Origin of the sequence: Rossellomorea sp. KS-H15a (assembly GCF_024195245.1) — a bacterium.
In the GTDB taxonomy this organism is placed as follows: domain Bacteria; phylum Bacillota; class Bacilli; order Bacillales; family Bacillaceae_B; genus Rossellomorea; species Rossellomorea vietnamensis.
In genome coordinates this window covers 2,081,092-2,103,929 of record NZ_CP096886.1, presented here as the reverse complement: position 1 = coordinate 2,103,929, position 22,838 = coordinate 2,081,092, and the positions used below count along the sequence as shown (strand labels likewise).

The window sequence follows — 22,838 nt, the reverse complement described above, 5'->3', positions numbered from 1 at the left end:
CATGCATTCACTCACTGGTTATTTAGGCTGCATCCTGATGGCTCCGTCCAGGCGTATCGTCTCACCATTCAACATCGGGTTTTCGAGTATGCTTTTCACCAACTGGGCATATTCAGATGGATAACCAAGTCTTTTAGGGAAAGGAACCGTGCTCCCAAGGGATTGTCTTGCCTCTTCTGGAAGAGTGTCAAACATAGGGGTATGGAATAATCCCGGTGCAATCGTCATGACCCTGATGCCGTCCCTGGCAAGCTCCCTGGCAATCGGCAGAGTCATTCCAACAATTCCTCCTTTTGATGCACTATACGCAGCCTGACCGATTTGTCCGTCAAATGCGGCAACAGATGCAGTATTCACAATCACACCTTTTTCCCCATGCTCATTCGGTATGTTTTGCATCATCTTTTCTGCAGTCAACCGAATGACATTGAACGTACCGATCAAATTCACTTCAATTACTTTGGAAAATTCCTCAAGGGAATGGACTCCTTTTCTCCCCACCACTTTTCCAGGAGGTGCGATACCTGCACAATTCACAACTGTATTGAATCCTCCGAAATCTTCCATGGCTCTCTCAAGGGCCTCTTTTACACTTTTTTCATTTGTTACATCGGTTTCATGATAGTGCATGGAGTCCCCATACTCTTTTTTTAACGTTGAGCTTCTCTCCCCATTGAGGTCAAGGATATAAACCTTTCCCCCTTCTTCCATGATTTTTCGTGCCGTGGCTTCTCCCAGTCCGGATGCTCCCCCCGTGATCACCGCAACAGAATTTTTCATCTCCATTCACATTCCCTCCAATCTGCCTGCTTATAGTTTTATTTTAGCGTTGGATGCAGGAAAAAGATATAAAGTTTTAAAAATTCCGTCTATTCATTAGATGAGTAGATCCACACGAACCAAACAGGCATGAATCCATAAAAAAAACAGACTCACGAATGAGTCTGTTTTTGGATGTGTAAAGTTAGATTATGCTTTACGTACGTTAGCTGCTTGTGGTCCACGAGCACCTTGTTCAACGTCGAAAGATACTTCTTGACCTTCGTCAAGAGATTTGAAACCTTCACCTTGAATCGCTGAGAAGTGTACGAATACATCGTCTCCACCTTCTACTTCGATGAATCCGAAACCTTTTTCTGCGTTAAACCATTTTACTTTACCATTTTCCATGTTTGTTGCCTCCTAAAGTGCGTTACACACAATATATTACTATTCTTGCGATATCAGGTGAAAACCAAATCTTGTTCTTCCCTCGTATACCGGACAAAAATAATTCTTCTATAGAATAACAGTAATGAAACAAATAAGCAAGTTCCTGAGAGGGAAGTTTTTAAAGTCAGACCTCTGACATAATTTAACTCCTTCATCTTAAAACCCTTTTTGCCGAGGGTGCATTCCACTATTTAACATGAATGCGCTTCCCTTTCTTCTTCCTTCTGGTCCTTTTGGTGGAACGTGATCGTTTTATCAAGTTTATCACTCATGGGACTCTAAAATGGAGGGTAAACTGTGGTATAATGAGTAAATATGAAAGGGAGTGCCCAATGAAATCCACAAAAAATCGGTTCAGTAATGGTTCTATGGTTACGATCAAGGAAACAGGAGAAACAGTGACAATATTGAAATGGCAATACGTTAAGAACATGAAGCGGTATTCTTATATCGTAAAGGAACATCCAGGCACATTTTATTTTGAAGAAGAGTTAGAACTGAACTAAATACGATTATCATTATTAATATGATTTTGACAAGGACTCTTACCCGAATTCAGCAGAGTCCTTTTTCAATTTTAACTTTTAAACGTCCAAAAAAAAGGATGCATCTTATAAGATGCATCCTTTTTTCTATGTATGACCTGTGAGGGATTCGAACCCACGACCCCTTCCCTGTCAAGGAAGTGCTCTCCCACTGAGCTAACAAGTCGCGATGTAAGGTACATATTCTATTATAGTAAATTCAAGAGAATTGTCAATGGATTTTTCTAAAGAAATTCACCTATTCCAGATTTCATGTATAAAAGAACATTCGTTCGCATACAATGTCAATACATCCTACTGAGAGGGGCTTCCACATAATGAGGATATTAGAGCGATCGTTGATGGATCGATGTCCCATTGAAATTATATACATGACTTCGGAGCTGAAATGTTCAAAAAGGAGAATACTGGTCAAAAGAGTTGAAAAGGATTATATCACCGCTTATTGCTATTTCAGGCGAGATGTGCGCAACTTCAGGATTCATGACATCCTAGCCGCTTCTCCAATCCTTTTTCATTCTGACCGAATGATATCAAGACTTGATCAAAATCAATAAGAGGCTGTTAGCCCATGAATGGGGTAACAGCCTCTTATTGTGTTATGCCGTTGCTCTTGTTGGTGTTTTATCTTCTCTCTTAATAAAGAATTGCAGCGCAAGCATGATACCGAATAATACCAGACCAATAATGTCTGACATCCCCTCAGGATAAATCAGTAATAATCCGGCTGCTACGCAAAGGAAACGTTCTATGACGAACACTCGACGGTACCAATATCCGATCATACCTGCCCCGATCGCCATCATCCCCGTTACGGCCGTGAAGACGACCCAAAGTAATCTAGGAATGGTCGTATCGATCATTAACAGTTCAGGTGACAGGACGAACATATAGGGGATGATAAAGGCGGCGATGGCCAATTTAGCGGAATTGACCCCTGTCCTTATCGGCTCCCCTCCCGATACCCCGGCCGCGGCGAATGCAGCCAGCGCCACTGGAGGCGTGATATCAGCAATGATCCCGAAGTAAAACACGAATAAATGAGCCGCAAGCTCCGGTGCCCCTAATAGAATAATCGCAGGAGCAGCGATGGTGGATGTTATGACATAGTTCGCCGTTGTCGGAGAACCCATGCCGAGTACGATCGACGCGATCATCGTAAATATCAATGTAAGGATCAGCTTACCTTCTGTTGTATTGGTCAGATCTGCAGCCAGGTCCACCAATCCATTTGCCAGAGTCAATCCTAATCCCGTTTTCGTTACAACACCGACGATCATACCGGCGGCAGCTGTTGCCACGGCTACAGACAAGGCAGTCCTGGCACCGTCAACAAGGGCATCCACAGCATCCTTGAAGCCGATCCTTGTATCTTTACGTATGGCACTGATGAGGATAGTGGCTACAATCGACCACAGTGCAGCACGCATGACACTCATTCCGCTTACCAACAGAATGATGACTGTCAGTATCGGAAGCAGCAGATAAATCTTTTTGAATACTTCTTTACGGTTGGGCATTTCTTCATCTGATAATCCACGAAGACCGATACGCTTCGCTTCAAAGTGAGTCATGATCCAAATCCCGGTAAAATAAAGGACGGCAGGAATCGAGGCAGCTTTAGCAATATCCCAATAGGAAATTCCCCCGATAAACTCGACCATCAGGAAAGCGGCAGCTCCCATGATAGGAGGCATCAGCTGACCACCTGTCGACGCAGCAGCCTCTACCCCTCCTGCAAACTCTTTACGGTACCCGAGCTTCTTCATCATAGGAATCGTGAAAGAACCCGACGTCACGACGTTTGCTACTGAGCTTCCACTGATCGTCCCTTGAAGGGCACTGGAGAAGATCGCAACCTTTGCGGGCCCTCCTACACGTTTCCCGGCAATGGACACTGCCAAATCATTAAAATATTGTCCGACGCCGGTTTTCACCAGGAATGCCCCGAACAATAAGAACAGGAAGATGAAGGTGGCTGATACATATAAGGGCGTACCAAGGATCCCTTCACTTGTAAAGAACATCGTTTTAACGATATCATCCCAGTCATATCCTCTATGGGCAAGGAATCCAGGCATCAGTCTGCCATAATACATATACAGGATGAAGGCAGAAGCAATGATGGTAATCGGTAACCCCACTGCACGACGGGTTGCTTCGAGTACAAGGATCATTGCAGCGAAACCGACATAGAAATCAAGGGAGGTCATTAATCCCACCCGGCTGACGATGTCATCCTGCATGATCGGCCAATAAGCACCGATCCCAATCGAGATGACTGAAAGAACAACGTCATACCAGGCGATCTTATCCTTCTTCAGATTCTTCTTCCGGGCAGGGAATAAGAGGAACACTAAAGAAAGAGCGAACCCTAAGTGAATGGATAACAATAATTGCCTAGGGATGAATTGAAAGATGGATGCTACTAATTGAAATAATGAAAATGCCAATAATCCGAAGAATATGATCCATTTGAATATCCCGTGATGAAATTTCCTGGTCGATGATTCAGGATCATACTTCTCAAGTAACTCTTGTTGTTGTTCTGCAGTCAATGATTCAAATTCTTTATCTTTTTCCAACTACAGTCACTCCTTTCCACTGATCATAAAGTGATTGTTTCATTATTTGAACCCGAACGACGGAGCCTTTATCAAAATAGTCGGCTAAAGGATATTCTTTTCCGTCCATCACAAGACGGTGATTGGCGACGACCTGTCCGATCCGGATATCAATGAATGGGAACACTTTATCCATATTAGAAATTAAATATTTGCCTTCCTTCGTCACTTCAAAGGTTTCATTTCCCTCTGCATTGGCCGGCATCCCAATGGCAGTATCTTCATAGAGTAATTGGGTTTGTTGAATTTGATTGGAAGATGTTTGATGGTAAAATTCCTCTACTTCTGATAGATGAATAGAGTGTGTGTAGCGAACCGAAAATGAATGATCGTCGGGAAGGCTGAAAAGGACCGGGTCCCCCGCAGTACTTCTCGGTTCTATCACTAAAAAAGTTTGTAAGGGTATAAAAAGGATGATTCCGACACAAAGAATTAGGAGAATCGCACCCATGAATGAAAATTTCTTCATCAAGAATTCCCCACCATTCCATTTTTTGTCCATTTTGCTAAAGGTTTGGAATTAGCTCGAACCAAAACAAAAGAATAGACCGTATTAAGCGGCCTATCCCTTCGTCCATCTACTGGTGTGAAACTATTCCATTGAAATTCCTTTTTCATCAAAGTATTTCTTTGCACCAGGATGTAATTCAATTCCCATACCTTTAAGTCCATCTTCAGCTTTGATCAGCTTTCCTTTGGCGTGGGTGATTTTATCCGTGTTTTCGAAAATGGCCTTTGTTACATCGTAGATGACATCTTCAGAAATATCAGCGTTCGTCACAAGCATGGCACGAACGGCAACCGTAGTCACTGCATCATCCACTTTACTGTATGTCCCAGCCGGGATTTCATCTTCTGAGTAGTAAGGATACTTCTCGATCAGCTCACTCACTTTTCCTGATTCAACAGGTACGATCGCAATGTCTTCTGTCGCAGCCAGACCTTCAACCGCTCCAGTAGGAGTACCCGATGTGATGAATGCCGCATCGATTGTACCGTCCTGGATTCCTGTCGTTGAATCATCAAATGATAGATTACGAGCTTCTAAGTCTTCCAGCTTGATACCATGAACCTCAAGGATTTGAGTGGCATTCAGTAATGTACCAGATCCAGCTTCACCTACAGAAACGACTTTTCCTTTTAGATCTTCCACTGATTTGATACCTGAATCCTTCGTTGTAACGATCTGGATAGTTTCTGGATAAAGTGTCGCGATACCTCTTGCGTTCTCTACCTTGTTGTCCTTGAACATTTCTGTACCTTCAGACGCGTAAGATGCAATATCCGTTTGCGTAAAAGCGATTTCAGTTTTGCCGTCTTTCACAGCGGCCATATTTTCAGCAGATGCACCTGAAGTGGATGCGGAAGACTTGATTCCGGTTTCATCTTCAATGATCTTTGCGAATGTTCCGCCTAACGGGTAATATGTACCCCCTGTTCCACCTGTAGCAATTCCAATGAAGTCAACCTCTTTGTTACCTTCACCATCAGATGATGAACCTCCACCTGATCCGCCGCCACATGCAGCAAGAACGACAGATAGAACTAGAAGTAGTGCAGTGCTTAGAAATAAACTGCGTTTTTTCATATTCTAATCCCCCCTATTAAATTTTGTACGTTAACGAAATAATTGTAACACAGTCTGTAACAATCTTGTCAAATCAAATACATAAACTTTTAACATTTTTCATAAAAAACCCTTTTATATAATTCCCATGTCATACAGTTCCCTTTATCCTGAACCTTGAAATGTATAGGAAATGTATAAAGCGGTTACAGGAATTACCCTCCTTTTCACCTTCCGCGTATATTTGTCCACACAAAAAGGACTGAAGATGAATTTCTTTCTTCAGTCCCCTTCTGTTATATATCAGGTTGTCTTTCAGCCTATTAATTCCTCGTCCTCGAACTTCAACTTATCTTCTTCTGAAATATTCTCTTCACGGTCCCTTAAGCTATGGGCGATCCTTGAAGATGCATTTGCAGCGATGCTTGCTACGATATCATCTAAAAAGGTATGGACACCCTTTCCGTTTTTCGTATCCAATTCACGGATGATGCCTATCTTATTTTTGTCAAGATGACCAAAAGTGGTCACGGCTATACTTCCATATCCAAGGGCAGCTCCCAGTGCGATGGTCTCGTCGACCCCAAATAAGCCCTCATCCGATTCCACGATCGATTGAAGAGGTTCAGAAAGCTTCTTCTCTTCAGCAAGCTGGTCCAACTCTACCCCGACAAGGATGGCATGCTGAATCTCCCTCTTTAATAAGACTCTCTTCACACTATCAATGCAATCGTCCATCGTAAGTTCATGATTATATGGATACTGCATTTCAAAGACGATTTCGGCTATATCTTCTATGGTCACTCCACGATCTTTCAATTTCTGGAGTGCAGCTTTGGTAACATCTCTTGAATGAACAGGTTTATTCATGGTTATTCCCCTTTCTAAACAGTCCTGATTGTATGAAAATTATAACACTCTTTTGAATTTTCGTATTGCAATCCGCTTTTGGGAATTCTGAAAGAGATTATGGTACAATCTTTCTGTAACCGTTAACAATGATTCTAGGAGGCTATCGTCATGACAACTGTAAGAGGAAATGTAACCGAATTAAACCTCTTTAGTAAAGAATTAAACGAAGAGATGAAGATGCTGGTTTATTTACCGGCAACCTACTCTCCCCTTTATAAATACACCCTGCTCATTGCACAGGATGGCAAAGATTACTTCCAGCTCGGGAGGATTCCGCGACTCGCGGATGAATTGCTTTCAAACAGGGAAATCGAAAATATGATCATAGTGGGGGTTCCATATAAAGATGTAGAGGATCGCAGACGGAAGTATCATCCCCACGGTGAGGAAAACGATGCGTATATCCGTTTTCTGGCACATGAACTGGTCCCCTATTTAGATGAGCATTACCCGACTTATCATATGGGGATGGGACGTGCCCTTATCGGAGATTCATTGGGGGCAACCGTCTCGTTGATGACTGCTTTGAAATACCCGAACACATTCGGCAAGGTTCTCCTACAATCTCCTTTCGTCAACGAAAAAGTCCTTGATGCCGTGGAAGATTTCACACAGCCTCATCTATTAAGCATCTACCATATAATAGGGATGCAGGAAACCGAAGTGAAGACGACAGATGGAAAAGTTAAGGACTTCTTAAAACCAAACCGACAGCTTCATGAAACATTCGATCAAAAAGGATTCAGTTCTTTTTACGATGAATTCGACGGGGACCACACCTGGAAGCATTGGCAGCCTGATTTAAAACGTGCATTGAAGTTAATGTTTTAGCTGACCTAAAAGGCAAGGGGTCCCTCCCTTGTCTCTTTAGATCAGCCGTAAGCTTCAGTAATCATCCCATTGCTCTTTCGTTCGCCCTATATTAAATTTTTGAAAAATTTGCTATACTATACATATGACAATGTTAGTTAAATAGAGGAGGATTGAAGAAAATGAATTATGGTATAGTCATTTTCCCATCGAAAAAGCTACAAGATATCGCGAACTCTTATAGGAAACGCTATGATCCTCATTACGCATTGGTTCCGCCACATTTGACATTGAAAAATGTCTTTAGTGCAGATGACGATCAAATTAAAGATATCGCAGGAAAGCTTTCCGTGATTTCAAAGAAATACGATCCATTTAATTTAAAGGTGTACAAAGTAAGTTCCTTCCAACCTGTAAACAATGTGATTTATTTCAAGGTCGAGTCAAAGCCTGAACTTCAAGGGTTGCACGATGACATGCATAATCAAAACTTCATGGGTGACGAGCCGGAATTCGCTTTCGTTCCTCACATCACCATTGCCCAAAAGCTTTCGAATGATGAACATTCGGATATTTTCGGATCATTGAGCATGCTGGGCATCGACCATGAGGAGATAATCGACCGCTTCCACTTGCTTTATCAGTTAGAGAACGGCTCCTGGACCGTGTACGAAACTTTCCGATTAGGGAAGGAACAGTAAACGGTGAACGTCGAAGTTGCCAAGACAGAGGATCAGATTCAAGAGGTATTCCATATTCGAAAGACGGTCTTTGTAGAGGAACAGCAGGTTCCCCTGGAAGAAGAAATCGATGAGTATGAAAACGACTCCACGCATTTCGTTCTCTATGACCAGAACAAGGCAGTCGGGGCCGGACGGTTTCGCATTCTTGACGGAGTTGGGAAAGTGGAAAGGATCTGCGTCCTTAAATCCATCAGGGGAAAAGGGGCCGGGCGTACAATGATGGTCGCCATTGAAGAGTATGCGAAGAGGCAGCCATTAGCACTATTGAAATTAAATGCCCAAACATATGCCATCCCTTTTTACGAAGGATTAGGATATCAGGTTACGTCCGAGGAATTCCTCGATGCCGGCATTCCTCATAAAACAATGAAAAAAACCATTTGAATAGAACAGAGAGTCCAGTTTCAGGTCTGGATTCTCTGTTCTTTTTTGTTTGTCCCTTCGTATATTCACCACCCTTCCCGGCGATAATGGGGAAAGGTATGGAAAGGGGGATCATTATGGAAATCAAGTCCATTGCCATTGAATTGATCGTCGGATATTTTGCTCTACTCATTCTGACTAAAGTCTTAGGAAAAACACAAATCACGCAAATATCAGCCTTTGATTTCATTTCCGCTTTAATTCTTGGTGAGCTCGTCGGAAACTCCCTTTATGACGGGAAAACGACCGTCTTCCAAATTCTCGCCGCCATTTCGATTTGGGGAAGCCTGATCTTCATTACTGAATACTTCACTCAAAAATCAAGGCGTTTCCGGCATATGCTTGAGGGGACGCCTTCGTTAATCATCAATAAAGGTCAAATTAATTATGATGAACTCAAAAAGAATCATCTGGATTTGAATCAGCTTCAGCATTTACTCCGGGCAAAGGATGTATTTTCTGTAAGAGAATGTGAATATGCCCTTCTTGAATCAGACGGGACATTGAGCGTCATCCGAAAGCCGCTATATGATATGGTACAGCGACAGGATCTTCAACTCCCCATCAAGGCAGCCACCCTCCCTCTTGCCTTTATTGTAGATGGTGAAATTGTCTATGATAACTTGACCCTTGCAGGACAAGAAGATACTTGGTTATTGAGTGAAATAAAAAAACAAGGCTTCCACTCCTCCAAAGACGTGCTTTACGCAGAATGGGAAGATGGAAAAACCTTGTTGGTACAAGGATATTAACGGGGTTTAATGATCAGCTCATTGTTTTGAATCAAAAAGGACAGAAGTTTCTTCCGTTCAAGACTTGTGAGGTAGGCTGTGACCGATGTTCTGAATAGCAGCCACTGCCCCACATTCGAGACAGTGATCGTATGTAGGTCCAAGTATTCCATCATGATATGATCGATTGTCCTTCCATTAGGGCTTGTATTTACCACATCTAAAAGGGAGTCCATTCTTTCTTCATGAAGCTCGATATTTTCCTTTACTGTTTGAGTGATATCTTCTTCGAATCGGCCATGACCCGGGATCGCTCCTTTACAGGATATGTGAAGGAGTTTTTTTAACGATTCCAGTGTAAGGTCCGCATCCACAATAAAGGGGATCACATGCTTCTTTAACGTCTCAATGCCAAAATAACTGTCTGCTGCATATAAAATTCCATCAACCAGAAGACCTGCCTGACTATGCGAATGCCCTGGTAAATCAATGACGTCGAAGATAAACGGACCAATGATGTTCTCACCAATTAATAGTTCCCCATCCACCTCGACTGCCTGTCCCTCAAGAAATTTATTCCTTAAGCCATTTATTGGAACAGCCCCATTGAACAAATAGATGGGTTCTAAAATGGAATTCTCAATGATCGCTTTTTCAAATTTAAGGGCAAACAATGGAATAGCATACTTACTCTTAAGATAGCGGGCACCGCCAAAATGATCGGCGTGGGCATGGGTGATCACGCAATAATCGAGGGGAAGTCCCTCTCCGTCCAAAATCCTCTTCACTTTCTTAACAGCCGAATCATCCAATCCGCTATCGATTAAAAGCCCCTTCCCATCTTTTACACAATAACCAATCGTAACCGCACCTGTAAATGCAAAGCAATGTTCTGTGAATTTCTGTAGTTTCAATTCAATACCCCCATAGAATCGGTTCACTACACATATTCGTTAACGTGTTTTCCTTTTCCTGTGAGCTGTGCTAATAAAGTGGAGGGGATGGCTGATTTACTCATTTTCTCGTATGGAACCTTTACTTGAATGGAAGGCGGAACATGATCTCCTGCTCCTTCTGGGTGAGCTTGTGATTTATTTTTCAGTGGTTTAATCGGTTGTATGGGGAAAAAATTGAAGTGGTGTCGATCAACTTTGATTTCTCTTTCCTGATATTGTTTGTATTGATAGTGAGGAATCGGCGCAATATATCCCATTTTTATGACCTCCTTGGTTTTATTTACCCAATTTCAGATTGTTAAAAACGCACTCACGCATACCTTCCTGTCTCTTTAATACTTCCTATAAAAAAGAAAGAAGAATTAACATAAAATACGTGGCTTCACGTTTTTTTATGTCCATTCTCCTTGATTTTGATGTCTTCTTTTATTTTTTCCCCTTGTTTAACATGTTGGAGATGGTTCCAAAGTCCAATTGCTTCCCATCGTTCACGATCGATTGGACAATTTTATCTTCCATTTCCTTATTTACAGGTTTATTGGCGATTTTAGATACACGTTTGATGACGCTTCTAACCGTTGCTTCATCTTTAAAGTTTGCATTTTGTAAAGAGTTTGCAAGCTCTAACACTTCGTTCATGTTAACGCCTGTCTTCTTCTCTAAATTCTTAAAAAAGTTATTATTCATTTCCATCACGCCTCCTTTTAACTATAAGCATCATATGTAAAAAACCCAGGAGCGTGAATTGAATACCAAAATAATTAAAAATTGGATGTAGCATCCTTAAAACAAAATCCCTTTAAGCAAGGGTTACTGTTTTACAGACATATCGTCTGCTCAGGCTCTGTCTATGAGTGTACGGTTGGATGGCAAGGGGAACCGCTACGCTTTCCGCGGACGTACGGCCGAGCCTCCTCAGCTCTCGCTTCCGGGGTCTCGGCACGCCCGTTTTCCGCAGGAGTCTCCGCGGTTCCCCTCGCCATCAAACAGGATTAGAGTGACAGAGCCCAAGATGGAGGAACAAAACCAATTTTATAAACATGACTTCTACTACAGAATTCAAGCTCTACCCTTCTACTTCTGTATAAGATAGGCAGCTCCTAGTTCTTCAAGAAAAGGTGTTTATATTAATCATGTTTTAAACATTATGCTTTAAGTTGATTGGAGCGGAAGGTGCTCGACTCCTGCGGGAATTGCGGGAAAGTTGAGACCCCGCAGGGCAAAGCCCGAGGAGGCTCAACTCACGCCCCGCGGAAAGCGAGCACCTGCAGCGGAAATCAACTGTGACGTCACTCTTTAGAAAAAAAGAAATATATAAAAACAAAACAAAAAGACAAAATCTCTCCAATGAGGATTCTGCCTTTTGTACCCCTTTCTAACAGAAACTTGCTCCAACGATAATCAAGAGAATGAAAAGCACAACGATCAATACAAACGTTGAGCCATACCCCCCGCCATATCCACAGCCGGCACCATAACCACAGCCACCGTAACCATATCCATACATAAAATTTCACCTCTCTTTTACCTCTAGTCTCTTATAACATATGTACTAAGAGAGGAGAACGTATGGGCTTTTGGATATTTTATTGTGTGTTTGTCCAATCGAACAAGTCGAAGGTCAAGTTGCCTTCAGAATCCAATTGTGCCAGAAAGACGGACTCCACCCTCAGTTTCCGTCTAGACAGCTCCCGAACCAACCATGGCAAGGGAAAGCCCACTTCAGCCAAGGCTTTTTGATCGATTTTCCCATCTGTGATCACGGCTTGGGGAGGGGTGGATTTTTGTGATATATCAAATACATCTTCTCGGACAAGGGGTTGTTTTTCTTTCTTCAACAAAACACTTAGATCACCGTTCGTGTCAAGGGATGCGAATTCCACATCGGCAACGCGGAACACATCCTTTTTCCGTAATTGTTCAAGCATTTCATCAACGGAATACTTCTCCTTCTTCAACGCTTTTTCATCGATATTTCCATCCTTTATGAATACCGTAGGCTTGCCTTCAGCAAATCTCCTAAAGCGAATGCTCTTCAGGGACAGGAAAGAAAACAGGAGGGGAAATGCAAACCATAATAGGATACTCATCAGCCCTTCACTCAAGGGCAGGTTCAAATCCATTGAAAGAGTCCCTGCAATGCTCCCGACTGTAATCCCTGTGATGTATTCGAAGAACGATAATTTCGACAGCTGTTTCTTCCCCAACAATTTGGTGATCGCAAAAAGGGAAAGCAGGATAAATATACTTCTTAGTGCCACCTGTAAGTATTCAGGCATCTGTTTTCACCTCTATCATCCCTTTGGTTTGAACAGGAGCGCACCAATAAAGCCGAAGATTATGGCGGATGAGATCCCGGAACTTGTGACTTCGAACATACCCGTAAGAACTCCCACCAATCCGTGTTCCCCGGCTTCCTGCATCGCCCCATTGACGAGTGCGTTCCCAAAGCTCGTGATGGGAATGGTCGCTCCTGCACCGGCAAAATCGATAAGTGGCTCATATAATCCGAAGCCTGAAAGGATGGCTCCCGAGACTACCAGCAGACTTAATGTGTGGGCCGGGGTCAGTTTCGCCACATCAAACAATAATTGACCGATCACACAGATGATTCCACCTATTGTAAAGGCCCAAAAAAACATCGCTAACACTTGGTTTCCTCCTTTCAGATCTACATAAATTCAATCGACACCGCATGGGCGATACAAGGAATAGACTCTCCTTGTTGAAATGTCAGGGGTGACAACAATGCTCCTGTCGCAATGACCAAGATGCGTTTGTACGTTCCTTTTTTCATCTCATTCAATAAATGACCGTAAAGTACGGTGGCTGAACACCCCGGCCCACTTGCTCCTGATTGAACCGGCTGACTTTCACCATATATCAGCATCCCGCAATCTTGAAATAACCCATCAGGGATCGCGTAGCCTTTTTGTTTCAACATTTCAACAGCCGTCTGCCTTCCAATTGTGGCAAGATCGCCTGTAATAATGAGATCATAGTAGGAAGGGTCCCTTCCCAGATCCTGAAAATGACCAACAATCGTATCAACAGCTGCCGGGGCCATGGCCCCACCCATATTAAATGGATCCTTCAACCCCATATCCACAACCTTCCCGATCGTTGCGGATGTCACTCTCGGAGTCGGCATGGTGACCGATGTACCATCTCCAACTACAGCATAGCCGGCACCCGTAACCGTCCATTGTGCCGTAGGGGGTTTCTGGCCACCATATTCAGTGGGGTAGCGGAATTGTTTCTCGGTAGCAGAGTTGTGGCTAGAAGCTCCCGTAACCACATGACGGGCTCCGTGATAATTCACTAAAAACGCTGAAAGCGCGAGACCTTCCATAGATGTCGAGCACGCCCCGAACAAACCGAAATAAGGAATTCCACTGGTTCTTGCTGCAAAACTTGAAGGGGTGATTTGATTGATCAGGTCACCGGTCAAAAAAAATTGGATATCGCTTTTTTGCAGAGATTGTTTTTCGAGCGCAATTTGAACGGCATCTTCAATAAGTGTCCGGTTGGCTTTCTCGTATGTTTCCTGCCCCATCCATACATCATCGTAAAATTGATCGAAGTCGGCTGTGAGATTTCCTTTTTTCTCAAAAGGCCCACCGACGACACCAGTTGAAAGGATGGCCGGATTGCCAGGAAATACCCACGAACGTGTCCCTTTCAGCATTAGATCACCCCCAGCTGGATTAGAATGGTCTTGATTAATGCTACGACAAAGGCTGAGAATACCCCGAAGACAATGACAGATCCTGCCAGTTTAAAGATATTCCCTCCAACACCGAGGACGAGTCCTTCTGTTCTGTGCTCAATGGCGGCAGAAATCACGGCGTTCCCGAAGCCTGTGACAGGGACGGCACTTCCTGCTCCAGCAAATTGGCCAATGTGGTCATACACCCCAAAGCCGGTCAGGAGCATGGCGAGAAAGACCATCGTCGCAACCGTAGGGTTCCCTGCAGTCTGCTCAGTGAAGTTGAAATAATAGATGTACATATACGTTACCGCCTGTCCGATCAGACAGATGAAGCCTCCCACAAAGAATGCTTTCACGACATTTTTCAGTAGGGGCCGCTTCGTTTCATATTGTTTTTCTAACTGCTCGTACTTCTTTTGTTCGGGGGTTTTTTGTGTTTTTGCCACGAAACATTCCTCCTACGTTTTCTCTTTTTGCAGCTTCACGATATCCTGGAATCTTTTTTCGGCATCCTTTTTTGAGATTGACCCATTTTTCAGTCTTTCTTTTAAGCGGATGGTTTCGAGAAAGATTTTATAGTCACTGGATAATATAAAATCTTCTTTTGGATATTTATCTTCCAAATAGCGGTCCATTTTCTTTTCGATCTTTTTCATTTTGAATCTGTGCAAGTGTTTCACCTTGTAAACAACGAGCGTTTCTTTCTTTCCCTGGATGACAGCGACATCATAAAGCTCCTCCATCTTGGAGATTTCCCTTTTGATGGCGTGACCGTAACTGTCAGTCTCTGGATTGTCCACTAATTCAATGGGGGGCGGATTGGTTTTCTTCATAAGTGCAATCTTACTATCGCTTCCATCTTCCTTATTCGCACATCCAATCAAAACGCATAATGAAAGTGGAATGATGATCCTTTTTTTATTCATGACAGACCCCTCTTTTGTTTGTACTCACCTTTATTTTTTTCATAAAGTCAATTTTTATGAAAAAAAGACTGCCCAATTTGAGCAGTCTTAGCTTTTTTTCACTTTTGACCCACAGCCGCACCCTTTTTTCTTAGTGGATGAGTTTCCTTGTTTCTGTGTATTTGTAGAGGGTTTCTTCACTTTTTATTTCCTCCTTTATCCTGATTCCCTTTTTAGTATATGTGAAGAAACCCGAGCTTGTTTCCACTAATTACCTATAGCTTCAGTCTGTTTTCCAACTTTGTACCGCAGCTTCCAGGATGGCAGCGATTCCCGCAACGGCCAATAGGGTGATGAGTGGAGTGAAGTACAATGAAAAAAAGCAATAGCCTCCATAAAGAAAGCCTGATACCCATATACCCGTACACCAATAACAAGACAATAACTCTCCGATAAACCCCTTCAAACCACCTTTTTTGGGAGAAAGATAAATTGCCTCTTCCCCATTCTCTTCCACTTCAACATACTCATCGAAAAATGGAGCTCGTAAGAACTCAGTGATCTTATCGAAGACAATGAGATGGGTCAAACGAAATATGGCTAAGCCGAGAGCGAACAGTTCAATAAACGTAAGTTGCAATGGAAAGACTCCCTTCATTCTACAAATTATACAAGCCCAAATTTACAAAAGAGGGCAGATGTCCGTTACCTAATTGCCTACATGACAATATGTTAGTAATGTAAATGAAATTCATTTTAAGGAGGAACTTCTATATGGGTTGCGGAAGAGATAAAGACAATAGTTCAAAAAATCGTGGTTGCGTATGTCAAGCCGTCCGTGCTATTAAAGATATTCAAGACGAAGCAAACCAGGAGTGTAACGATTGTAAACACGATTGTTTCCTAGAGCCACTGGGTGCAATGGTGAGTCCTGCTGATCGTTTAAACACTCGTATCTTCAAGTTATATCTAAAAAACGGTGATACATTCAAAGCACACATCAAAGGATGCCCTTGGAAATCACCATTTTTCAGGGTAAAAGAAGTATTCGATAACTGCTGTGCGACTCTTCAAGTATTAAAGCCTGACTATGCTGATAGTACTGGTTCTGGTTCAAGATCAGGATCAGGATCCGGGTCTGACATGGAAACTATGGGCCATAACACTCAATGGGTTTTAACTGGAGAATGTATCACGGTCGATCTGGATTGCTTCTGTGCGATTCAATGTATCAAAGACGTATTCGTTGAATTAGAATGTGAATAATCCGTTATTCCACTCAAAGAAGCCAGTCGGGTATCCCGCCTGGCTCCTTTTTATTGCAGCCCGATCATCTTGATGGATTGAATTTCATTCTTCCTCATTTTCACTTCTTCTCCATGAAAACTTTTGATGGTGACCTCGTCCCCCGAGTCCTCCAGTATGACTCCTTTCACCGCCACCTGACCATTCGAAAACTCACACGGAAAGGGTACTTTACCGGAAATGCTTGCAGAAATGTAGTCTAATTTCTCTTCTATGCTCAATTCACGAAAAGGCTTTAATTTCCTAAACACAGAAGCGGCCGTTTTCCGTTCCGGAAGTGGAGGGGCCGGCTGGACATTTGGTTCTTCCTTGTGCTCCCCCTGATCCAAAAATAACTGCTCATCCACATATTTACCTTTTTGTGTTCCTTGGCTTAATGGTGTTTCAGAGTCTGATATCCTTTTACTTTTATCAATCTCTTCCTTTGCCTTGGGTTTCTTGACTGATCGGTAAGTAACTTGCATATTGCCTTTCACTTCTTCTAATCTCGGCTGGTTTATATACAGCAGGGGTTCTCTCCCCGCTTTTTTCTCTTTTCTCACTGAGACACCTCCTAATTGATCTCCACTTTTATATGTATGCAAAAAGCGCCCAGGGGTTTCATGTTTATGGAATATAAAAAAAACGGCTGAGGGAATCTTATCCCACAGCCGTTTTTTATATTATTATCCCAGTACGTGATAGCCTGAATCTACGTGAAGGTTCTCTCCTGTAATCCCTCTTGAATAATCACTGAAAAGGAATACTGCCGTATCTCCGACTTCTTCCTGAGTCGTATTGCGGCGAAGTGGAGCACGCTCTTCGATTTCTTTCAGGATGCTGTTGAAGTCCCCAACGCCTTTGGCTGACAGGGTACGAATCGGACCTGCAGAAATGGCATTCACACGGATACCGTGTTTCCCAAGGTCGCTCGCAAGATATTTCACGCTCGCTTCAAGAGAAGCTTTTGCCACTCCCATGACATTATAGTTCTGCATGACTCGTTCTCCGCCCAAGTACGTCATGCTCACAATGCTTCCGCCTTCAGTCATAAGGTCCTTAGCCACTTTTGCCACTGCAGTCAGTGAATAGGAGCTGATATTGTGAGCAAGCAGGAAACCGTCTCTTGTCGTATTCATATAATCTCCGGCAAGCTCTTCTTTATTGGCAAAGGCAATACAGTGAGCCAGTCCATGAATCGTTCCCACTTCTTTTTTGATTGTGGCAAAACATTTTTCGATGTCTTCATCATTCGTCACGTCACATGGAAGTACGAGTGAATCTTCTCCGCCTTCCAGTGTTCCGGCTAAATCCCTGACACCTTTTTCAAAACGCTCACCTGCATATGTAAAGATCAAACGTGCACCTGATTGATGCAGCGAACGGGCGATACCCCACGCGATACTTCGCTTATTCGCCACTCCCATTACAACATATGTTTTACCTTTTAATGAAAGAGTCATTATTATCCTCCTAATTAATACATGTTATTAGTACCTGCTACTAATTCTACCGCACTCTCCCCTAAAAGAAAAGAAAATTTCTATCTTATTCTCTTTTTCACATCTTCCATTTGCAAGAGATGCCTCTGTTCGTGTTTCCCGAGAAGCTCGAGTACCTGCCATATCGGCATGTTACCAAATCGGTGATGGTTCATGGACAGGCGATCCAAGCCTTCTTTCGTGTATTTCTCCAGAAAGTGTGTGGTGAGGGATCGTGATTCATCCAATGCTTTCATCAACTCGTCCAAGGTCTGTGGATCAGTGGACGGCTCGATCGGCGCTATCATTTTTTGGGATGGATCATCGAATACCGATAAATCCACATCGGAATCGCTTCTCACCCCTTCATTTTCGGCAGAATCAAGGGCCAAAGTCAAAAAGCGGGTTTCCGCTCCGGCCAGATGAAGGATGATCTGCGCAATGCTCCACTCCCCGGGGGAAGGTTTTTGATTCAATTCCTCATAAGACAATCCTTTTATACTTTCCTTCACCAATTTCCGAATCTCTACAATTTTGGTTTCCCACATATTGGTTTCCTCCTTTTCACCTTTATTATCTATTAGGGATTAAGTCATGATACTCCTTTATAAAGTAAAAACTTCCCAAGAAAAATGTTTCTTGGGAAGCAGGATTCATGTTAGCAGTATTCACAGAATTCGAGTTCCCGTTTGAGTTCATCGACGTATTCTTTAGAACCTGTGACAATCAGGCGGTCATTCATATGAAGTTCTGTATCCCCATGGGGAACGATGGAATCCTTCCCTCTGAAGATCCGTACGAAGATGACATCTCCCGTGAATGGGAATTTCCGGAGTGTCATTCCTTCAAACTGACTGTTCAACATGCGGATTTCGTATAAGGATGTTTCTTGATTGGTCAGGATGCTCATGACGGATGGTGATTCAATGAGCGCCCTTAATAATGCTTTCGTTGATAAGAATACAGAATATACTTCAATATCCTGTTCACGTAGGCTTTCATGCAAATCAGGGCTCTCCACCCTTACAATCACACGCCCTACTCCATACTCTTTCGCCGTCACTGCAAGTGTCGCATTAACCTCTTCATCCCCCGTTGAAATCACGAGGATATCGGATTCAAAGATTTCCTTCTCTTGTAGTGTCCCGAGATCATAATCATCGATTTCGTGGATATCGAACAGTGAATCAGCGATACTTCGATCTGATTTATCCTGTTTCGTATGATACAGGACGGGTTCATATAGGGAGGATTGAAGCTCCCTTGAAACGGGCATGGTTAATTGATTGGCACCCAGGAACGTAATTTTCAGCTTCTTCTCTTTTGCACTTTCCCGTGGGAAAAGCTTTTTAAAGATGATAGGTGTGATGATACACGTAATGACGGCCACCAGAATAAGCGTTCCACTCATTTGAGGGGTGATGATTTCAATTCTTTCTGCGATCTTCGCAGCAGCAATTACCAACGACAAAGTTGACGTAAGAAGAAATGCTGAAGCGATCGTCGTTTTCGTATCATACCAGTACCTTAATAAATAAACCGGGATGATCTTCGAAACAAGGAAGGCAAGAACCAGTAATGGGATGAGTAAAAGCATTTTCTTGTCACTCAGTAGTGACCCAAGGTCCAGCTCCACACCGATCATCACAAAGAAGATCGGTATCAAAAATCCATATCCAAATGAATCAAGCTTATGAACCATCTCCTGATTCGGTGCAAGTAAAGATACGAGTACACCGGCAAGGAAAGCTCCCAGAATGTTCTCGGCACCCACCGTCTCTGACACGGCCACCAGTAACATAATCAAGGTAAAGACCGCACGTGTACCGATTTGAACTGTCCCTGTCGATAGACTTTTGATGAAAGGGTTATTCTTCAGCCTCTTGGCGAGGAAGTACAATAGCAGACCTACACCAAAAAGGATCAGAAGTAGCCACATATTCCCGTGTCCTTCTCCATAAAGCGAAACGAAAACAGCCAGTAAAATCATGGTCACCAAGTCTGCGATGACAGCTACCAAAAGAATGATCTGCCCGATGGCACTTTTCGTGATATGTGCCTCTTTCAGCGTAGGTACCACGACACCAAGGGATATCGTGGAAATGATCAACGTCATCAAGAACGCATTATCGATGAGTCCAAACAGGACAAACAGATATGACAATCCCAATGATACAAAGAAAATACCGATGAAAATGAGAATGGCCAATTTCAAGCGGTTTGGTTCTTCTTTCCCACTTGGTAATAGCTCTTTTTTCTTTTTCCCGCCGGAAAAAGCGGTGAAGTCAATTTCAAGACCGCTTAAGAACATGAGGAATATAAACCCCAGGGTAGATAATGTCTCAAGCCACATGTCCTGGTGGACGAGGTTGAACCCGCTCTTTCCTATAACCAATCCCATGATAATCTCTGCGATGACGACCGGGATGAAATTCAACTTGAATCGATGAAGCAAAATGGGAGTTAAAAAAGCTACCATTATTACGATTACAAGGGATGCAACAGATGCATGTTGTTCCATTCATATTTCCCCCTTTTCTCTCTATATTAGGTAATTCATAAACATCGTCGCTAATCCAAGATAGATTAAAGTACTGATGATATCATTTATCGTCGTGATAAAAGGACCGGAAGCGACAGCCGGATCTACTTTTAACTTGTGCATCAAGAGGGGCACTAATGTACCTGCGAGGGTAGCAACGAATAGTGAAATCAATACGGAGACGCCGACAAGGATCCCTAAAAAGAATTCGCCTTTCCATACGTATACGATGATGCTGACCACAATCCCGCAAGTCGTCCCGGTAATCAGCCCTGTTCCCGCTTCACGAAAGACAAGGGACATCTTGTTTTCCTTTTCAAGGTCCCCTGTCGCAATCCCCCTTACGGCAACCGCAAGGGCCTGCGTTCCAGTATTTCCAGCCATTCCGGCAATCAGTGGAATAAACACGGCAAGGATGGCCACTTTATCCAATGTATCTTCAAATCTGCCGATGAGGCTGGCAGTGAACATTCCGAGAAATAGTAAGGCGATGAGCCACGGGAGACGCTTCTTGGCTGCATTTATAGGGCTTCTGTCAATGGAATCTAAATCGGCGATACCGGCAAGCTTAGAGTAGTCATCGGACGCCTCTTCTTCCATGACGTCCATGATGTCATCTACCGTAATGATCCCTAGCAGGTGATGTTGAAAGTCAACAACCGGCAGGGCAAGGAAGTCGTAATCCTTCATCTGTCGTGCGACGGCTTCCTGATCTTCGCTGACACCGACAGACATGACCCGGCCACTCATAATTTCACCGATCATCACATCATCATGGCTGATGATCAAATCTCTAAGAGATATGACCCCTACAAGCTTTTTATCATCATCCACCACATAGATATAGTAAATCGTTTCAGCATTCGGTGCTTCATTTTTCAATATATACATGGCAGACCTGACCGTCTGATTCTTTGAAATGGCCACGAACTCAGTGGTCATGATACTACCAGCTGTGTATTCTTCATAATGCAGTAACTCTTTAATCTCTTTAGCCGATTCATCATTCATGATGGTCAAATAACTGACAACCTGATCTTTATCCAGCTCATTCAAGACATCCACTGCGTCATCGGCATACATATTAGAGAGCATTTCGGCTGCGTATGTAGGATTCATTTCAGCCAGGATATCCTGATAATCTTCTTCATCTATATCCAGGCTTTCAAAAAGCTCCGCCATTTCTTCCGGTGAAAGATAATGATACAGCCTGCTTCGTAAGTCTTCATCTATTTTAGAGAAAAACTTTGCCTGATCATAAGAGTGTAATTGAACAAATTCGGAACGAAATAAATCCAGATCTTCTTCCTGAAGGGCTCTGGTGAGAAGGTCTTCATCATACATTTCCTTTTCCTGCTTATCCCTTTCATTCTCCTGTTCTTGAGTTACCTCAGACATCCAATCCACCCTCCTTCATAAATTGATTGAATATAGTCGTAATAATACTAGCAAATCTCAACATAATTGTCTCTTATGAAATCATAACCATCTATGTATTCCTTTGCTTTAATATGCAATACTAATGCCAGACGAATCATACATGCAGGAATTGCTGAATCATTAATATGTCATAAAATACGGGAAAAGAAAAGGAAAAAGGCAGGTAAGGGAGTGGGATTTCAATGAAAATGGATATTATCGGTGATGTGCATGGCTGTTTTACGGAATTTAGAGAGTTGACGAAAAAGCTTGGGTATGAATGGGGCAGCGGCCTTCCTGTTCATCCCCTTGGAAGGAAACTTGGTTTTGTGGGAGACCTGACTGATCGGGGACATCACTCCCTGGAGACGATCTCAACAGTATACAGCCTTTTAAAAAAAGATACTGTTTACTATGTCCCTGGGAACCATTGCAATAAGCTGTACCGTTATTTTTTAGGGAACAACGTGAAAATACTTCACGGCCTTGAAACAACCGTGGCGGAACTGAGTGCCCTCACTCAAAAGGAAAGAAATCGCTATCGGGATATGTTCATCGAATTATATGAACAATCCCCTCTATACCATGTATTGGATAAAGGGAAGCTGATCATTGCCCATGCAGGCATCAAAGAAGAACTAATCGGAAAACAATCGAACCGTGTCAAAACCTTCGTCCTTTACGGAGACATAACGGGAGAAAAAAACGATGACGGTACCCCGGTAAGAAAAGACTGGGCACGTGATTATCAAGGCGAAGCATGGATCGTATACGGCCACACCCCTGTGAAAGAAGCACGCCTCATAAATAAAACGGCCAACATCGATACGGGAGCCGTGTTTGGCGGTATGCTCACGGCATTTAGATACCCTGAACTGGAAGTAGTGAGTGCAGCATCAAGGATGCCTTTCGTGGCGGAGAAATTTCGGGAAATTGAATGAGTCTTCCTGCGGTCAATATCATCATTATCAA

28 protein-coding genes and 1 tRNA gene are annotated in these 22,838 nt (G+C 43.0%); 7 read left to right on the top strand and 22 right to left on the bottom strand.

Annotation, left to right across the window (positions count from 1 at the left end; genetic code table 11):
• Nucleotides 1–18 precede the first annotated feature (18 nt).
• Together M1J35_RS10835 and M1J35_RS10830 are read right to left on the bottom strand one after the other, a co-directional pair.
• Nucleotides 19–786, bottom strand: a complete 768-nt coding sequence (locus M1J35_RS10835; RefSeq protein WP_254653613.1) for a 3-hydroxyacyl-CoA dehydrogenase — start codon at nt 784–786, stop codon at nt 19–21.
• 183 nt (nt 787–969) lie between these two features.
• Nucleotides 970–1,170, bottom strand: coding sequence for a cold-shock protein (locus M1J35_RS10830; RefSeq protein ID WP_034763533.1), 201 nt, complete (start codon nt 1,168–1,170; stop codon nt 970–972).
• A 374-nt stretch (nt 1,171–1,544) separates the two neighbouring features.
• Here M1J35_RS10830 and M1J35_RS10825 point away from each other — a divergent pair, with 374 nt between their 5' ends.
• Complete coding sequence (locus M1J35_RS10825) at nt 1,545–1,718, top strand: hypothetical protein (protein ID WP_179126173.1); 174 nt, start codon at nt 1,545–1,547, stop codon at nt 1,716–1,718.
• 133 nt (nt 1,719–1,851) lie between these two features.
• Here the strand turns inward: M1J35_RS10825 and M1J35_RS10820 are convergent.
• From M1J35_RS10820 to M1J35_RS10800, 5 genes are all read right to left on the bottom strand, one after another.
• Nucleotides 1,852–1,923: transfer RNA gene (locus M1J35_RS10820), tRNA-Val, on the bottom strand.
• A gap of 433 nt (nt 1,924–2,356) precedes the next feature.
• Nucleotides 2,357–4,342: a TRAP transporter permease gene (locus M1J35_RS10815; protein ID WP_079534623.1), complete on the bottom strand. Its 1,986-nt coding sequence runs from the start codon at nt 4,340–4,342 to the stop codon at nt 2,357–2,359.
• A complete protein-coding gene (locus M1J35_RS10810; protein ID WP_034763527.1) occupies nt 4,329–4,850 on the bottom strand; it encodes a DUF1850 domain-containing protein in 522 nt (173 codons plus the stop codon). The genes M1J35_RS10815 and M1J35_RS10810 overlap by 14 nt, the downstream gene beginning before the upstream one ends.
• 123 nt (nt 4,851–4,973) lie before the next feature.
• Complete coding sequence (locus M1J35_RS10805; RefSeq protein ID WP_034763524.1) at nt 4,974–5,969, bottom strand: TAXI family TRAP transporter solute-binding subunit; 996 nt, start codon at nt 5,967–5,969, stop codon at nt 4,974–4,976.
• A 294-nt stretch (nt 5,970–6,263) separates the two neighbouring features.
• Nucleotides 6,264–6,818, bottom strand: a complete 555-nt coding sequence (locus M1J35_RS10800) for a phosphatidylglycerophosphatase A family protein (RefSeq protein ID WP_034763521.1) — start codon at nt 6,816–6,818, stop codon at nt 6,264–6,266.
• A gap of 150 nt (nt 6,819–6,968) precedes the next feature.
• Here M1J35_RS10800 and M1J35_RS10795 point away from each other — a divergent pair, with 150 nt between their 5' ends.
• The 4 genes from M1J35_RS10795 to M1J35_RS10780 all read left to right on the top strand — a co-directional run bounded on the left by M1J35_RS10795 (nt 6,969) and on the right by M1J35_RS10780 (nt 9,588).
• Nucleotides 6,969–7,691 (top strand): alpha/beta hydrolase, encoded by a 723-nt coding sequence (locus M1J35_RS10795; protein ID WP_224520428.1) that lies wholly within the window; start codon nt 6,969–6,971, stop codon nt 7,689–7,691.
• Nucleotides 7,692–7,852: 161 nt separating this feature from the next.
• A complete protein-coding gene (locus M1J35_RS10790) occupies nt 7,853–8,371 on the top strand; it encodes a YjcG family protein (RefSeq protein WP_034763515.1) in 519 nt (172 codons plus the stop codon).
• A gap of 3 nt (nt 8,372–8,374) precedes the next feature.
• The gene (locus M1J35_RS10785; protein WP_254653612.1) at nt 8,375–8,797 is read left to right on the top strand and encodes a GNAT family N-acetyltransferase; all 423 of its coding nucleotides are present in this window, start codon (nt 8,375–8,377) and stop codon (nt 8,795–8,797) included.
• 116 nt (nt 8,798–8,913) lie between these two features.
• Nucleotides 8,914–9,588 carry a DUF421 domain-containing protein gene (locus M1J35_RS10780; RefSeq protein WP_034763509.1) on the top strand — a complete coding sequence of 225 codons (675 nt, stop codon included), beginning with the start codon at nt 8,914–8,916 and terminating at the stop codon, nt 9,586–9,588.
• Here M1J35_RS10780 and M1J35_RS10775 read toward each other — a convergent pair.
• The 10 genes from M1J35_RS10775 to M1J35_RS10730 form a co-directional block, all read right to left on the bottom strand.
• Nucleotides 9,585–10,481: an MBL fold metallo-hydrolase gene (locus M1J35_RS10775; protein WP_254653611.1), complete on the bottom strand. Its 897-nt coding sequence runs from the start codon at nt 10,479–10,481 to the stop codon at nt 9,585–9,587. The genes M1J35_RS10780 and M1J35_RS10775 overlap by 4 nt on opposite strands.
• Nucleotides 10,482–10,507: 26 nt before the next feature.
• On the bottom strand, nt 10,508–10,780 hold the full coding sequence (locus M1J35_RS10770; protein ID WP_254653610.1) for a hypothetical protein: 273 nt from the start codon (nt 10,778–10,780) through the stop codon (nt 10,508–10,510).
• 169 nt (nt 10,781–10,949) lie between these two features.
• Nucleotides 10,950–11,210: a sporulation-specific transcription regulator SpoVIF gene (locus tag M1J35_RS10765; protein ID WP_034763965.1), complete on the bottom strand. Its 261-nt coding sequence runs from the start codon at nt 11,208–11,210 to the stop codon at nt 10,950–10,952.
• 688 nt (nt 11,211–11,898) lie between these two features.
• On the bottom strand, nt 11,899–12,030 hold the full coding sequence (locus tag M1J35_RS10760) for a YjcZ family sporulation protein (protein ID WP_079534613.1): 132 nt from the start codon (nt 12,028–12,030) through the stop codon (nt 11,899–11,901).
• Nucleotides 12,031–12,109: 79 nt separating this feature from the next.
• Entirely contained in the window at nt 12,110–12,802 is a 693-nt protein-coding gene (locus tag M1J35_RS10755) for a DUF421 domain-containing protein (protein WP_224520433.1), read from the bottom strand.
• 15 nt (nt 12,803–12,817) lie between these two features.
• Complete coding sequence (gene spoVAE, locus M1J35_RS10750; protein ID WP_034763503.1) at nt 12,818–13,174, bottom strand: stage V sporulation protein AE; 357 nt, start codon at nt 13,172–13,174, stop codon at nt 12,818–12,820.
• A gap of 20 nt (nt 13,175–13,194) precedes the next feature.
• Nucleotides 13,195–14,211 carry a stage V sporulation protein AD gene (spoVAD, locus tag M1J35_RS10745; RefSeq protein WP_254653609.1) on the bottom strand — a complete coding sequence of 339 codons (1,017 nt, stop codon included), beginning with the start codon at nt 14,209–14,211 and terminating at the stop codon, nt 13,195–13,197.
• The gene (gene spoVAC, locus M1J35_RS10740) at nt 14,211–14,681 is read right to left on the bottom strand and encodes a stage V sporulation protein AC (protein WP_034763501.1); all 471 of its coding nucleotides are present in this window, start codon (nt 14,679–14,681) and stop codon (nt 14,211–14,213) included. The genes spoVAD and spoVAC overlap by 1 nt, the downstream gene beginning before the upstream one ends.
• 12 nt (nt 14,682–14,693) lie before the next feature.
• Nucleotides 14,694–15,161, bottom strand: a complete 468-nt coding sequence (locus M1J35_RS10735; RefSeq protein WP_034763497.1) for a sporulation protein — start codon at nt 15,159–15,161, stop codon at nt 14,694–14,696.
• A 262-nt stretch (nt 15,162–15,423) separates the two neighbouring features.
• A complete protein-coding gene (locus M1J35_RS10730) occupies nt 15,424–15,780 on the bottom strand; it encodes a DUF1360 domain-containing protein (protein WP_224520435.1) in 357 nt (118 codons plus the stop codon).
• Between the two features lie 134 nt (nt 15,781–15,914).
• On the opposite strand from M1J35_RS10730, the gene M1J35_RS10725 reads away from it, so the two are divergent.
• On the top strand, nt 15,915–16,406 hold the full coding sequence (locus tag M1J35_RS10725) for a CotY/CotZ family spore coat protein (protein WP_254653608.1): 492 nt from the start codon (nt 15,915–15,917) through the stop codon (nt 16,404–16,406).
• A 50-nt stretch (nt 16,407–16,456) separates the two neighbouring features.
• Here M1J35_RS10725 and M1J35_RS10720 read toward each other — a convergent pair whose 3' ends face one another.
• The 5 genes from M1J35_RS10720 to mgtE form a co-directional block, all read right to left on the bottom strand.
• Nucleotides 16,457–16,987, bottom strand: coding sequence for a CotO family spore coat protein (locus M1J35_RS10720; RefSeq protein ID WP_254653607.1), 531 nt, complete (start codon nt 16,985–16,987; stop codon nt 16,457–16,459).
• Nucleotides 16,988–17,110: 123 nt separating this feature from the next.
• The gene (gene fabI / locus M1J35_RS10715; protein ID WP_224520438.1) at nt 17,111–17,887 is read right to left on the bottom strand and encodes an enoyl-ACP reductase FabI; all 777 of its coding nucleotides are present in this window, start codon (nt 17,885–17,887) and stop codon (nt 17,111–17,113) included.
• An 80-nt stretch (nt 17,888–17,967) separates the two neighbouring features.
• Complete coding sequence (locus M1J35_RS10710) at nt 17,968–18,453, bottom strand: DinB family protein (protein WP_254653606.1); 486 nt, start codon at nt 18,451–18,453, stop codon at nt 17,968–17,970.
• 110 nt (nt 18,454–18,563) lie between these two features.
• Nucleotides 18,564–20,426, bottom strand: coding sequence for a monovalent cation:proton antiporter family protein (locus M1J35_RS10705; RefSeq protein ID WP_254653605.1), 1,863 nt, complete (start codon nt 20,424–20,426; stop codon nt 18,564–18,566).
• Nucleotides 20,427–20,447: 21 nt separating this feature from the next.
• The gene (gene mgtE / locus M1J35_RS10700; RefSeq protein WP_254653737.1) at nt 20,448–21,791 is read right to left on the bottom strand and encodes a magnesium transporter; all 1,344 of its coding nucleotides are present in this window, start codon (nt 21,789–21,791) and stop codon (nt 20,448–20,450) included.
• Nucleotides 21,792–22,069: 278 nt separating this feature from the next.
• On the opposite strand from mgtE, the gene prpE reads away from it, so the two are divergent.
• Nucleotides 22,070–22,807, top strand: a complete 738-nt coding sequence (prpE, locus tag M1J35_RS10695) for a bis(5'-nucleosyl)-tetraphosphatase PrpE (protein WP_254653604.1) — start codon at nt 22,070–22,072, stop codon at nt 22,805–22,807.
• Nucleotides 22,808–22,838: the final 31 nt, after the last annotated feature.

Bases quoted from the DNA above. Each gene is read 5' to 3' on its own strand.
- M1J35_RS10825 (WP_179126173.1), top strand. From the start codon at position 1,545: ATGAAATCCACAAAAAATCGGTTCAGTAATGGTTCTATGGTTACGATC.
- M1J35_RS10830 (WP_034763533.1), bottom strand. From the start codon at position 1,170: ATGGAAAATGGTAAAGTAAAATGGTTTAACGCAGAAAAAGGTTTCGGA.
- M1J35_RS10800 (WP_034763521.1), bottom strand. From the start codon at position 6,818: ATGAATAAACCTGTTCATTCAAGAGATGTTACCAAAGCTGCACTCCAG.
- M1J35_RS10705 (WP_254653605.1), bottom strand. From the start codon at position 20,426: ATGGAACAACATGCATCTGTTGCATCCCTTGTAATCGTAATAATGGTA.
- M1J35_RS10810 (WP_034763527.1), bottom strand. From the start codon at position 4,850: ATGAAGAAATTTTCATTCATGGGTGCGATTCTCCTAATTCTTTGTGTC.
- M1J35_RS10795 (WP_224520428.1), top strand. From the start codon at position 6,969: ATGACAACTGTAAGAGGAAATGTAACCGAATTAAACCTCTTTAGTAAA.
- M1J35_RS10780 (WP_034763509.1), top strand. From the start codon at position 8,914: ATGGAAATCAAGTCCATTGCCATTGAATTGATCGTCGGATATTTTGCT.
- M1J35_RS10760 (WP_079534613.1), bottom strand. From the start codon at position 12,030: ATGTATGGATATGGTTACGGTGGCTGTGGTTATGGTGCCGGCTGTGGA.
- M1J35_RS10765 (WP_034763965.1), bottom strand. From the start codon at position 11,210: ATGAATAATAACTTTTTTAAGAATTTAGAGAAGAAGACAGGCGTTAAC.
- spoVAD (WP_254653609.1), bottom strand. From the start codon at position 14,211: ATGCTGAAAGGGACACGTTCGTGGGTATTTCCTGGCAATCCGGCCATC.
- M1J35_RS10835 (WP_254653613.1), bottom strand. From the start codon at position 786: ATGGAGATGAAAAATTCTGTTGCGGTGATCACGGGGGGAGCATCCGGA.
- prpE (WP_254653604.1), top strand. From the start codon at position 22,070: ATGAAAATGGATATTATCGGTGATGTGCATGGCTGTTTTACGGAATTT.
- M1J35_RS10805 (WP_034763524.1), bottom strand. From the start codon at position 5,969: ATGAAAAAACGCAGTTTATTTCTAAGCACTGCACTACTTCTAGTTCTA.
- M1J35_RS10790 (WP_034763515.1), top strand. From the start codon at position 7,853: ATGAATTATGGTATAGTCATTTTCCCATCGAAAAAGCTACAAGATATC.
- M1J35_RS10725 (WP_254653608.1), top strand. From the start codon at position 15,915: ATGGGTTGCGGAAGAGATAAAGACAATAGTTCAAAAAATCGTGGTTGC.
- fabI (WP_224520438.1), bottom strand. From the start codon at position 17,887: ATGACTCTTTCATTAAAAGGTAAAACATATGTTGTAATGGGAGTGGCG.
- M1J35_RS10710 (WP_254653606.1), bottom strand. From the start codon at position 18,453: ATGTGGGAAACCAAAATTGTAGAGATTCGGAAATTGGTGAAGGAAAGT.
- M1J35_RS10735 (WP_034763497.1), bottom strand. From the start codon at position 15,161: ATGAATAAAAAAAGGATCATCATTCCACTTTCATTATGCGTTTTGATT.
- M1J35_RS10770 (WP_254653610.1), bottom strand. From the start codon at position 10,780: ATGGGATATATTGCGCCGATTCCTCACTATCAATACAAACAATATCAG.
- M1J35_RS10755 (WP_224520433.1), bottom strand. From the start codon at position 12,802: ATGCCTGAATACTTACAGGTGGCACTAAGAAGTATATTTATCCTGCTT.
- mgtE (WP_254653737.1), bottom strand. From the start codon at position 21,791: ATGTATGATGAAGACCTTCTCACCAGAGCCCTTCAGGAAGAAGATCTG.